This is a genomic window from Sphingopyxis sp. (assembly GCF_965227415.1).
Lineage (GTDB): Bacteria > Pseudomonadota > Alphaproteobacteria > Sphingomonadales > Sphingomonadaceae > Sphingopyxis.
Genome location: NZ_OZ245749.1, coordinates 3,416,170 through 3,427,992 on the forward strand (window position 1 = coordinate 3,416,170; position 11,823 = coordinate 3,427,992).

The following is an 11,823-nucleotide window of genomic DNA, read 5'->3' on the forward strand; positions in this document are numbered from 1 at the left end:
CTTCCCCCTTGCCGACTCAGCCGTCTAGGCCTATATGCGCCGTACTTCTTGACATGGTCAGCCAGTTGGGACGTCGGGGCCGCGGGCCGCGGCGGCTGTTCCCGCATGGTTTTCCGGTCATCCGATCTGGGAAACATCATTGGTCGATATCGACACCCTGAATGCGATCATCGCGCCCGAAGCCGAGGCAATGGGCCTTGCGCTCGTGCGCGTCGCCTTCTTTGGCGGCGAGAGCGACCCGACGTTGCAGGTGATGGCCGAACGCCCCGACACGCGCCAGCTGACGATCGACGATTGCGCCGATCTGTCGCGCCGCATCTCGGCCCAGCTCGACGCGCTCGAGGAAGCGGGCAAGGACCCGATCGACCAGGCCTATCGTCTGGAAGTGTCGTCGCCCGGCATCGACCGGCCGCTGACGCGCCCCGCCGACTTCGCCGACTGGGCGGGGCATGAGGCGAAGATCGCGCTCAAGGAAAAGCGCGACGGGCGCCAGCGCTTCAACGGCGAGCTGATCGGTATCGACGGCGATGTCGTCATGATTTCGGATAAGGAAGGTGTGGAGCACAAGTTGCCGTTCGACGCGATCGACACGGCGAAGCTGGTTCTCACCGACAAATTGATTGCCGCAACCGTCCCGCTTTCAGTCGAAGGCGCCGACGAAATGGAAGAAGAAGGACAGGACTGATGGCCACTGCCATTTCCGCCAACAAGGCCGAGCTGCTCGCGATTGCCAACAGCGTCGCCAGCGAGAAGATGATCGACAAGGGCATCGTTATCGAAGCCATTGAAGAAGCGATCCAGCGCGCCGCCCGCGCCCGCTATGGTGCCGAGAACGACATTCGTGCCAAGCTCGATGCGCAAACCGGCGATCTTCGCCTGTGGCGCGTCGTCGAAGTCGTCGAGACCGTCGAGGATTATTTCAAGCAGGTCGACCTGACTGCCGGCCAGAAGTTGCAGAAGGACGCCCAGCTTGGCGACTTCATCGTCGATCCGCTGCCCGCGGTCGATCTGGGCCGCATCGACGCCCAGTCGGCGAAGCAGGTGATCTTCCAGAAAGTCCGCGAAGCCGATCGCGAGCGCCAGTTCGAAGAGTTCAAGGACCGCGGTGGCGAGATCATCACCGGCGTCGTGAAGTCGGTCGAATTCGGCCACATCGTCGTCAACCTCGGCCGCGCCGAAGGTGTGATCCGCCGCGACCAGCAGATCCCGCGCGAACTGATGCGCGTCGGTGACCGCGTCCGCGCGCTGATCCTGTCGGTGCGCCGCGAGAACCGCGGCCCGCAGATTTTCCTCAGCCGCGCGCACCCCGACTTCATGAAGAAGCTGTTCGCGCAGGAAGTGCCCGAAATCTATGACGGCATCATCGAGATCAAGGCCGCGGCGCGCGACCCGGGTTCGCGCGCCAAGATCGGCGTGATCAGCTATGACGGCTCGATCGACCCCGTCGGCGCGTGCGTCGGCATGAAGGGCAGCCGCGTCCAGGCGGTCGTCCAGGAAATGCAGGGCGAAAAGATCGACATCATTCCCTGGTCGGAAGACACGGCGACCTTTGTCGTCAATGCGCTTCAGCCGGCAACGGTGCAGCGCGTCGTGATCGACGAGGACGACAGCCGCATCGAAGTCGTCGTTCCCGACGACCAGCTGTCGCTCGCCATCGGCCGCCGCGGTCAGAATGTCCGTCTCGCCAGCCAGCTGACCGGCAGCCAGATCGACATCATGACCGAGGCCGACGCGAGCGAGAAGCGCCAGCGCGAATTCGTCGAACGCTCGACGATGTTCCAGGAAGAACTCGACGTCGACGAAACGCTCGCGCAGCTGCTGGTCGCCGAAGGCTTCGGCGAACTCGAAGAAGTCGCCTATGTCGGCATCGACGAGCTGGCGAGCATCGAAGGCTTTGACGACGAGCTGGCGCAGGAGCTGCAGAGCCGCGCGACCGAAGCGCTCGAACGCCGCGAGGAAGCCTCGCGCGCCGAACGCCGCGACCTCGGCGTCGAGGACGCTCTGGCCGAAATCCCGCATCTGACCGAAGCGATGCTCGTCGTCCTCGGCAAGGCCGGGATCAAGACGCTCGACGATCTCGCCGATCTTGCGACCGACGAGCTGATCGCCAAGAAGCGCCAGGACAACCGCCGCGGCCCGGCACGCAGCGAGCGTGCCGAGGACAAGGGCGGCGTGCTCGGCGAATATGGCCTGTCGGAAGAGCAGGGCAACGAGATCATCATGGCTGCGCGTGCGCACTGGTTCGAAGACGAACCGCAAGCCGGGGAGGCCGCCGATGCGGACCCCGCGCAATGATCAGCTAAGCCAAACCGACCGCGCGGGTAAGCGCGGAGACCACGTGCCCGAGCGGCGCTGTGTGGTGACCGGCGAAGTGGCGCCGGCCGAACGGCTCGTGCGCCTGGCGCTCGGGCCCGACGGCACGATCGCGCCCGACGTTCTCGGCAAGGCGCCGGGACGCGGTGCGTGGATCGGCGTCGATCGCGCGACGCTGGAAGCCGCGCAGGCGAAGGGCAAGCTCAAGGGCGGGCTCGCGCGCGCGCTGCACGAAGGCGCCATCACGATTCCCGACGACCTTGGCGAGCGGATCGAGGCGCAGCTTCGTCGCGCGACACTCGACCGGCTCGGCCTCGAATCGCGATCGGGCACGCTGATCAGCGGCAACGAGAAGATCGAGCAGGCAGCGCGCAAGGGCCAGATCCGCCTTCTCCTCCATGCGAGCGATGCAGGCGAGGACGGGCGCAAGAAACTCGCGCAGGCATGGCGTGTCGGCGAAGAGGATGAAGGCTCGGGCCGCGAAGGGGTGATCTTGCCGGTGGACCGGCAGTCCCTATCTATGGCATTGGGGCGTGAAAATGCAGTGCATCTGGGCGTAACCGACGCCCGTGCCGCAGACCGGGTGCTCGCGCATTTGAGCCGCTGGCAGTTTTTTACCGGATGGAGTAGGGACGCGGCGAACCGTGGTCCCGGTATGGATTCCCGCACGGCGGGAGAAGGGGCGGCGCCGGACGGCACCGTCCAATCGGACGCGTTTTGAAGGAATGATGGTTTTCGATGAGTGACGAACAGGACAAGCCGACTCTTACCCGCAAGCCCCTGGGGCTGAAGCGGACGGTCGAGGCCGGCCAGGTGCAGCAGCAGTTCAGCCATGGTCGCCGCAACACGGTGGTGGTCGAGGTAAAGCGTCGCCGCGTGCTCGGCCGCCCCGGCGAAGCTGCGCCCGCGCCCGAGATCGAAGAAGTCCAGGCTGCTCCGGCGCCCGCACCGGCACCGGCCCCTGCTCCGGCGCCCGCTCCTGCGGCGCCCAAGGCCGACAGCCTGATGTCGCGCCAGGAACGCCAGTCACAGCTTCTGCGCGAGGCCGAAGAAGCGCGCATGAATTCGCTCGAGGAAAACCGTCGCCGCGAAGAGGCCGAGCGGGCCCGCGCCGTCGATGAAGAAAAGGCGCGTGTCGAAGCCCGTGACGGGAAGGCCGCAAAGGCCGACGAACCGGCAGAAACTCCGACCGCGACGCCCGAAGCCGAGGCGGCTGTGGAAGCACCCGCCGCTGCGGAAGCGAGCGATGACGCCCCGCGCAGCGCGACGAGCACGGCGCCGACGCCCGCGCCGCGCCGCTTTACGCCGGTCGAGGCGCCGAAGCGCCCCGAACCCAAGCGCCCCGAGCCCAAGACGGGTCGCGGCGGTGGCGACAATCGCCGCCAGTCGGGCAAGCTGACCGTCACGCGCGCGCTCAACGACGACGAGGGTGCGCGCGCGCGCAGCCTTGCGGCGCTGAAGCGTGCCCGCGAAAAGGAAAAGCGTTCGCATCTGGTATCGTCGGGCCCGCGCGAGAAGCAGGTCCGCGAAGTCGTCGTTCCCGACAGCATCACGGTGCAGGACCTTGCCAACCGAATGGCCGAAAAGGGCGCGGACCTGGTGAAGGCCCTGTTCAAGATGGGCATGCCGGTGACCGTCAACCAGACGATCGACCAGGATACCGCCGAACTGCTCGTCACCGAGTTCGGGCACGAGATCAAGCGCGTCAGCGACGCCGATATCGACATCCGCCACGACGAGGACGTCGACGATGCCGAGCATCTGAAGCCGCGCGCGCCGGTCGTGACGATCATGGGGCATGTCGATCACGGCAAGACGTCGCTGCTCGACGCGCTGCGCGGTGCGAATGTGCAGGCGGGCGAAGCCGGCGGCATCACCCAGCATATCGGCGCCTATCAGGTGAAGACGCCCGACGGGTCGCTCGTCACCTTCCTCGATACGCCGGGCCACGAAGCCTTCACCGAAATGCGCCAGCGCGGTGCGAACGTCACCGACATCGTCATCCTGGTGGTCGCGGCCGACGACGGGCTCAAGCCCCAGTCGATCGAGGCGATCAGCCATGCGAAGGCGGCGGGCGTGCCGATCATCGTTGCGATCAACAAGGTCGACAAGGAAGGCGCGAACCCGCAGCGCGTCCGCGAACGCCTGCTCGAACACGAGCTGGTGGTCGAGGAAATGGGCGGCGACGTGCAGAATGTCGAAGTGTCGGCGCTCAAGAAGACCGGTCTCGACAAGCTGCTCGACGCGATCGCGGTGCAAGCCGAAATCATGGAACTGAAAGCCAACCCCGACCGCGCCGCCGAAGGCACGGTCGTCGAGGCCAAGCTCGACAAGGGCCGTGGCCCGGTGGCGACGATCCTCGTTCGCCGCGGCACGCTGAAGGTCGGCGACATCTTCGTCTGCGGCGCCGAAAGCGGTCGCGTTCGCGCGCTCGTCAACGATCAGGGTCAGCAGATCAAGGAAGCTGGCCCCTCGATGCCGGTCGAGGTGCTGGGCCTCGGCGGCGTGCCGATGGCGGGCGACACGCTGACCGTCGTCGAAAATGAATCGCGTGCCCGCGAGGTCGCGGCCTATCGTCAGAGCGAGGCGCTCAAGAAGCGCACCGTGCAGGCGCCGGTCAGCCTCGAAGGCATGTTCGAAGCGCTCGCCGACAAGGCGAACGTCATCCAGTTCCCCGTGGTCATCAAGGGCGATGTGCAGGGCAGCGTCGAGGCGATCGTCAATGCGCTGAACAAGCTGTCGACCGACGAGATCCGCGTCCGCGTACTCCAGTCGGGCGCCGGCGCGATCACCGAAAGCGATGTGACGCTCGCGGCGGCAACGGGGGCGCCGATCATCGGCTTCAACGTCCGCCCGAACGCCAAGGCGCGCGAGATCGCGAACCGCGAAAAAGTGCGCTTCCTTTATTATGACGTCATCTATCACCTGACCGACGAAATCGCGAAGGAGATGGCGGGCGAGCTGGGTCCGGAACGCGTCGAAACCGTCGTCGGCCGCGCCGAGGTCAAGGATGTCTTCCCCGCCGGCAAGCGCGACAAGGCCGCAGGCCTGCTCGTGCTCGAGGGCGTCATCCGCAAGGGACTTCATGCGCGTCTCACCCGCGAGGATGTCATTGTCTCGGCCACGACGATCGCGTCGCTCCGCCGCTTCAAGGACGATGTCGCCGAAGTGCGCGCGGGTCTCGAATGCGGTGTCGTGCTGGCGGATACCAACGACATCAAGCCGGGCGATCACCTCGAAGTCTTCGAAGTCGAGCTGCGCGAACGGACGCTGTAACAAGCGTCCGCTTCGCCCGGATCAGGAGGCGCCAGCATGGCTCGCTACGTCGCTCTGTTCGGCAGCATCAATGTCGGCGGCAACCGGCTGAAGATGGCCGACCTCCGCGCGGCGTTCGAGGCGGAGGGCTTTTCCGATGTCTAGACGGTCGTCGCCAGCGGCAACGTGATCTTCTCACACCCCGCGCGGCCGACGCGCGGGCTGGAGGAAAAGCTGACGCTGATGGTCGACGATCGCTTCGACATGAGCTGCGCAGCCTTGGTGCGCAGCCGCGACGAGCTGGCGGCGGCGATCGCCGACAATCCGTTCGCGGGGACGAACGAGGACCGGATCGTCCACACGATGTTCCTCGACGGACAGCCGACCGCGGCCCAGTTCGAGGCGTTGGCGTCGGATAAATGGATCCGGCCCAACGAGCGTCTCGCGCTGGGCGACCGGGCACTCTATATCGATTTCGGCGACGGAGCAGCCGATAGCAAATTGACTGGACGGATGATCGAGCGCCGGCTGGAACACAAAGGCACGGCGCGCAACATGCGCTCGATTGCGCGAATTATCGACAAGCTCGACCAATTGGAGAAAGGGGCGGCATGAAAGCGGTTGAAACCAAAGGCCCCTCGGTCCGAGTGCTGCGCGTCGGCGAACAGGTGCGCCATATCCTGTCCGACATCCTGGCGCGCGGCGATGCCCATGACGAGCTGCTCAGCAAGCATCCGGTGAGCATCACCGAAGTGCGCATGTCGCCCGACCTGCGCCACGCGACGGTGTTCGTGAAGCCGTTGCTCGGCAAGAACGAGGAAGCGGTGCTGAAGGCGCTGCGCACCAACACCGCCTGGCTGCAAAAGAGCGTCGCCGAAAAGATGAGCATGAAATACGCCGCGAAACTGAAGTTCCTGAGCGACGACAGCTTCGACGAGGCGAGCCATATCGACAAATTGCTGCGCGATCCGAAGGTCGTGCGCGATCTGGAGAACGGCGAGGGCGAGGTATAATCCCACGCATCGTCACCCCGGACCCTTCGACAGGGTCAGGACGGGCTTGATCCGGATATATCCCATTGGAGCAAATATATGTTCCCCCGCGAAGGCGGGGGTCCAGCGTCGACGCGAAGCGTCGAAGGGCGCGCGGCCGCGCGTCTTGCCTTGTGGCGGGGCCCCCGCCTTCGCGGGGGAGCGCCTTCCTTGTCCAGGTGGGATAATTGCCGACTTGATCCGGGGTGACGAAGGTGAAGGCAAGGCTTGCCTGGCCTTGGGCCCCTGCAGGGCTGCCTATTTCCCCTTGATTCCCGCCGCCTCCTCGAGTTCGACGAGCGCGTCTTCCAGATAGTCGATCAGTCGCTGCACATGCGGGACGCTGCGGCGGCACGCGGTAATCCCGAAATCGATATTCTTGTTGTTCGACACCTGCGTGATGTTCATCGCCATGCCGTCGACCGGGATGCTCGCCGGGTACATGCCGTCGAGCCGCGCACCGTTCCAGTATAGCTGCTCGCGCGGCCCCGGGACGTTCGAGATGGTGACGCTGTACGCCGGGAATTTGTCGGCGGTGCGCGTCAGCGCAGTCAGCATCTGCGGCATTTGCGTGATCGCGGTGTAGATCTGGATCTGCTGCGCGGTCATTTCGCGCAGCTGCGCCTTTGCCGCGTTCATCGACGCCTGAATCGCGCGCATGCGCTCCGCCGGATCGTCGATATGCGTCGCAAGATTGGCTGTCACCGCGGCGACCGAATTGCCCGAATCGATATCGTCCTTGGCGCGGATCGATACCGGCGCCATGGCCTTCAGCGGCTTGTCGGGCAGCTCGTTCAGCGACTGCAGATATTTGCGCATCGCGCCCGAGCACATGGCGAGCACCGCATCGTTGATCGTCCCGTCATACGCCTTGCCCATGGCGCGGACCCGCTCGAGCGACCAGCTTTGCGCGACGAAGCGGCGCGCGCCGGTGATGTTGCGGTTGAAGCTGGTGCGCGGCAGTCCGCCCCACGGCGTCGTGAGGTCGCCGCCGCCGAGCCCGAACATCGCGGCTGCATATTGGTTCAGCGCCTTGGTCACGCCGACGCTGTTGCCCCATTGCTCCTTCAGGAAGGCGCCGATCGCTTTCAGGTCGGTGATGCTGGGGGTCGGCGGCTTTTTCGCGGTCGGGAATTTGCGCTTATAGGCTTCATAGACCTCGACCGACATCGGCGATGCGGTGGGTTTGTAATTCTTGTCGTTGCTCAGCATCGCATTGGTGAAATGCATCGAGCTGGCGCCGTCCATGAAGGCATGGTGGATCTTGAAATAGGTTGCGATCTGGCGATTGGGCAGGCCCGAGATCAGCGTGATTTCCCACATCGGGCGGGTGCGGTCGAGCAGGGTGCCGTGGAGCCGCGAGGCGAGTTCGAACATCTCGCGATAGCGGCCCGGCTTGGGCAGGGCGGCCGCGCGGACATGATAGTGCATGTCGATGTCCTTGTCGGGCACCAGGCGGATCGGGCCATATTGACCGAGCGGCGTGAGTTTCAGCACTTCGCTGAACGGCCGCCGCAGCCCCTCCTGCTGGCGTAGCAGGGCGAGCATCTCGTTCAGCCACTCGGTCTCGTCGACCTTGTCGGGCAGGGTATAGAGATTGACCCCGCCGACGTGCATCGGCGTCTCGCGCGTTTCCGCGACCAGGAACATCGCGTCGGTCACCGGCATCAGCCGCATGGCAGCTCTCCCCACTGTTTATGCTGCATCTTTTGTTGCGCAGCATGCGAGGGGGGTGGGGACGAGTCAAGCACCCCACCTCTTCGTCATCCCGGACCCTTCGACAGGCTCAGGACGGGCTTGATCCGGGGCCTATTCGGCGCGGAGGTCGTGGACCCCGGATCAACTCGGGATATATCGCATTGGAGCAAGTATATGTTCCCCCGCGAAGGCGGGGGTCCAGCTTCGACGCGACGCGTCGAAGGGCGCGCTGCGGCGCGTCTTTCCTTGTCGCTGGGCCCCCGCCTTCGCGGGGGAGCACCCCTTCCTTGTCCCAGTGCGACAATTGCCGATCAAGTCCGTCCTGAGCTTGTCGAAGGGTCGGGGGCGACGATGGTTTGATGATTGGCGGGGGGCATCGAACGCGTTATCGCACCCATCATGGCCAAGCTCTATTTCTACTATGCCAGCATGAACGCCGGCAAATCCACGACGCTGCTCCAGGCGGATTTCAACTATCGCGAGCGCGGCATGGAAACGATGCTGTGGACCGCGGCGCTCGACGACCGTTATGGCACCGGACAGGTAACGAGCCGCATCGGCTTGATGGCCGAAGCGCATAAATTTGACCCCGACAGCGATTTGTTCGCGGCGGTGGCCGCCGAGAACAGGGAGCGTCCGCTCGCTTGCGTGCTTGTCGACGAGGCGCAGTTCCTGACGCGCGCACAAGTGCTCGATCTGGCACGCCTTGCCGACGAGATCGGCATCCCGGTGCTCTGCTATGGTCTCCGCACCGATTTCTCGGCCGAGCTGTTTCCCGGATCGGCCGCACTGCTCGGCATCGCCGACGCGCTCGTCGAACTCAAAGCTGTGTGCGAGTGCGGGCGCAAGGCGACGATGAACCTGCGCGTCGACGCGAACGGCCGCGCGGTGGTCGAAGGCGCGCAGACCGAGATCGGCGGCAACGACCGGTATGTCGCGATGTGCCGTCGCCATTTCATGGAAAAGCGGCGCGACGCCGCGGCGGCGCGCACCGATGCGTGATCGTCTCTATGTCAAACTGGCCGACGGCGACCTGAAACTCGTCAAGCTTGCCGAAACGCATCGCGAGGCGCTGCGCGTTGTCTGCGCCGCCGATGCCGATGTCTGGACGATCTATTCGTCGAGCTTTTACGCCAGCCATTTCGATGCGAGCTTCGCCGCGCTGATCGGGGGCGACAGCCGTATGCCTTATGCGATCTTCGATGACGATCGGCTCGTCGGCATGACCGCCTGGCTGCGCCCCGACTGGACCGCGCAGACGATCGAGATCGGCAACAGCTATATCCATCCCGATGCGCGCGGCACCGGTTTCAACCGTCGGCTCAAGCGGCTGATGATCGACCATGCGTTCGCCGTCGGCATCCGCCGCATCGAGTTCCGCATCGACGAGCGCAACAAGCGGTCGCAGGCGGCAGTCGCGAAACTCGGCTGTACCAAGGAGGGCGTGCTGCGGTCGGAGCGGATCACCTGGACCGGCTATCTGCGCGACACCGGCCTCTGGTCGTTGCTGGCCGGCGAGTGGCAAACATAATCCTCCCTGTCGCGCAGCGATGGGGAGGGGGACCGCCGCCGTAGGCGGTGGTGGAGGGGCGGCGAGGTCGCGCAATTGCCCCTCCGTCAGCGCTTCGCGCTGCCACCTCCCCATGGCTTCGCCACAGGGAGGATAAGGGTCAGCCCCGGTTCAGCCTGCTCTCGCTAAACGATTCGCCATGACGAAACTCGCTCTCTCCCTGGCCGCCTTCCTGCTTCCCCTTTCTGCAGCGGCGGCCATCGAGCCCGCGCAAACCGAGCGCGCGCTCGGCGTCGAATCGAGCATCAGCTTTCCGAACGACGCCACGATCAAGACCTGGCAGGCCGATGGCGAAGACGGCATCTGGATTCAGGCGCGCGGCCGCGACTGGTATCATGGCACATTCGCCGGCCGGTGCCGCGACCTCGATTTCGCGCATGGCATCGGCATCGACAACCGCGGATCGTCGCAACTCGACAGATTTGCGGCGATTCTCGTCGGGCGCGAACGCTGCCAGCTCATCTCTTTCGTGACGTCGGCGCCGCCGCCGACGAAGGCGGAAAAGAAGGCGGCCGCCGACGCCGCGAAAGCCGCGCGAGCCGCCGAGTCAAATTGACAGCAGCGCCTCCGCGCCATAGCGGCGCGGGATGAACGGCTGGATCATTCTCGACAAACCCGTGGGCCTCGGCTCGACGCAGGCCGTCGGCGCAGTCAAGCGCGTGTGCCGCGAGGCGGGGCTGGGCAAGGTCAAGGTCGGCCATGGCGGGACGCTCGATCCGCTCGCCTCCGGGGTGCTGCCGATCGCGCTTGGCGAAGCGACCAAGCTGTGCGGGCGGATGCTCGATGCGAGCAAGGTTTACGACTTCACGGTCAAGTTCGGAACCCAGACCGACGGGCTCGATGCCGAGGGCGAGGTCGTCGCGACGAGCGACGCGCGGCCGACGCTGGCGGAGGTCGAGGCCGTGTTGCCGCGCTTCACCGGTCCGATCGAACAGGTGCCGCCCGCTTTTTCGGCGATCAAGATCGACGGCCAGCGCGCCTATGATCTCGCGCGCAAAGGCGAAACGGTGGAGATGGCGGCGCGCAGCGTCACCATTTACTCGCTTCGCCATGCCGGACCTGACCCGGCATCCATTGCTGCGGCGGAAGAATCGGCCCCGGATCAAGTCCGGGGTGACGAGGGAGGGGAGGGGCTCCAAGACATCACGCTCACCGCCCATGTCTCCAAAGGCACCTATATCCGCAGCCTTGCCCGCGACATTGCGCACGCGGTCGGCACCGTCGGGCATGTGACGATGCTCCGCCGCACCAAGGCAGGGCCGTTCACGCTCGATCACGCGATTTCGCTGGACAAATTGAACGCTTTCGGTCAAGGCGCCGCCCAATCAGACATCATTCTGCCGCTTGAGGCAGGGCTGGTCGACATCCCGGCTCTGAATCTTTCTCCGGAAGCGGCAGGGGCGATCCGTCAGGGTCGCGTCTGGACCGGGGAAAGCACGCACGACGGGCTCTATTGGGGGCGGGACAGCGAAATGCGACCCGTTGCGTTGATAGAGGCTTTGGCGGGAACGCTGAAAGTCGTGCGGGGCTTCAACTTGTAAGCACGATGTTCGAGGAAAAGAAATTATGTCGATTACCGCCGAGCGCAAAACCGAAGTCATCAAGGACAACGCCCGCGAAAAGGGTGATACCGGTTCGCCGGAAGTCCAGGTCGCGATCCTGACCGATCGCATCAACACGCTGACCGATCACTTCAAGGCGCACCACAAGGACAACCACAGCCGCCGCGGCCTTCTGATGATGGTCAACAAGCGTCGCAGCCTTCTCGACTATCTGCGCAAGAAGGACGAGGGCCGCTATCAGGCACTGATCGCGAAGCTTGGTCTGCGTAAATAAGAGTTTCTGGCGGCCCCGGATTTCCGGGGCCGCTGTCATATTGGTCGTCCGCATATTGCGCGACCACAGGGCCGCTCCCGCATCCGGCGGGACCGCCATTGGGGCAGACAGACGCCCCGT

Annotated in this window: 11 protein-coding genes and 1 pseudogene; 11 read left to right on the plus strand and 1 reads right to left on the minus strand. The window is 65.0% G+C overall.

Annotation, left to right across the window (positions count from 1 at the left end; genetic code table 11):
* The first annotated feature begins 139 nt into the window (after positions 1-139).
* The 6 genes and pseudogenes from rimP (at position 140) to rbfA (ending at position 6,581) form a co-directional block, all read left to right on the plus strand.
* Entirely contained in the window at positions 140-685 is a 546-nt protein-coding gene (gene rimP / locus ACO055_RS16580; protein ID WP_422059940.1) for a ribosome maturation protein RimP, read from the plus strand.
* Positions 685-2,295: a transcription termination factor NusA gene (gene nusA, locus ACO055_RS16585; RefSeq protein ID WP_422059941.1), complete on the plus strand. Its 1,611-nt coding sequence runs from the start codon at positions 685-687 to the stop codon at positions 2,293-2,295. The genes rimP and nusA overlap by 1 nt, the downstream gene beginning before the upstream one ends.
* Entirely contained in the window at positions 2,276-3,034 is a 759-nt protein-coding gene (locus tag ACO055_RS16590; protein ID WP_422059942.1) for a DUF448 domain-containing protein, read from the plus strand. The genes nusA and ACO055_RS16590 overlap by 20 nt, the downstream gene beginning before the upstream one ends.
* Positions 3,035-3,051: 17 nt before the next feature.
* Entirely contained in the window at positions 3,052-5,589 is a 2,538-nt protein-coding gene (gene infB / locus ACO055_RS16595; RefSeq protein WP_422059943.1) for a translation initiation factor IF-2, read from the plus strand.
* A gap of 93 nt (positions 5,590-5,682) precedes the next feature.
* Positions 5,683-6,183: pseudogene (locus tag ACO055_RS16600) on the plus strand (DUF1697 domain-containing protein).
* Positions 6,180-6,581: a 30S ribosome-binding factor RbfA gene (rbfA, locus tag ACO055_RS16605; RefSeq protein ID WP_422059944.1), complete on the plus strand. Its 402-nt coding sequence runs from the start codon at positions 6,180-6,182 to the stop codon at positions 6,579-6,581. The pseudogene ACO055_RS16600 and the gene rbfA overlap by 4 nt, the downstream one beginning before the upstream one ends.
* Before the next feature lie 276 nt (positions 6,582-6,857).
* Here the strand turns inward: rbfA and ACO055_RS16610 are convergent, their stop codons facing one another.
* Positions 6,858-8,276 carry a WS/DGAT/MGAT family O-acyltransferase gene (locus ACO055_RS16610; protein ID WP_422059945.1) on the minus strand — a complete coding sequence of 473 codons (1,419 nt, stop codon included), beginning with the start codon at positions 8,274-8,276 and terminating at the stop codon, positions 6,858-6,860.
* A 420-nt stretch (positions 8,277-8,696) separates the two neighbouring features.
* On the opposite strand from ACO055_RS16610, the gene ACO055_RS16615 reads away from it, so the two are divergent.
* The 5 genes from ACO055_RS16615 (at position 8,697) to rpsO (ending at position 11,703) form a co-directional block, all read left to right on the plus strand.
* On the plus strand, positions 8,697-9,299 hold the full coding sequence (locus ACO055_RS16615) for a thymidine kinase (protein WP_422059946.1): 603 nt from the start codon (positions 8,697-8,699) through the stop codon (positions 9,297-9,299).
* Positions 9,292-9,828 carry a GNAT family N-acetyltransferase gene (locus ACO055_RS16620; protein WP_422059947.1) on the plus strand — a complete coding sequence of 179 codons (537 nt, stop codon included), beginning with the start codon at positions 9,292-9,294 and terminating at the stop codon, positions 9,826-9,828. Before ACO055_RS16615 ends, ACO055_RS16620 begins: the two co-directional genes overlap by 8 nt.
* A gap of 178 nt (positions 9,829-10,006) precedes the next feature.
* The gene (locus ACO055_RS16625; protein ID WP_422059948.1) at positions 10,007-10,423 is read left to right on the plus strand and encodes a DUF6491 family protein; all 417 of its coding nucleotides are present in this window, start codon (positions 10,007-10,009) and stop codon (positions 10,421-10,423) included.
* A 31-nt stretch (positions 10,424-10,454) separates the two neighbouring features.
* Positions 10,455-11,408, plus strand: coding sequence for a tRNA pseudouridine(55) synthase TruB (truB, locus tag ACO055_RS16630; RefSeq protein WP_422059949.1), 954 nt, complete (start codon positions 10,455-10,457; stop codon positions 11,406-11,408).
* Positions 11,409-11,433: 25 nt separating this feature from the next.
* Positions 11,434-11,703: a 30S ribosomal protein S15 gene (rpsO, locus tag ACO055_RS16635; protein ID WP_422059950.1), complete on the plus strand. Its 270-nt coding sequence runs from the start codon at positions 11,434-11,436 to the stop codon at positions 11,701-11,703.
* Positions 11,704-11,823: the final 120 nt, after the last annotated feature.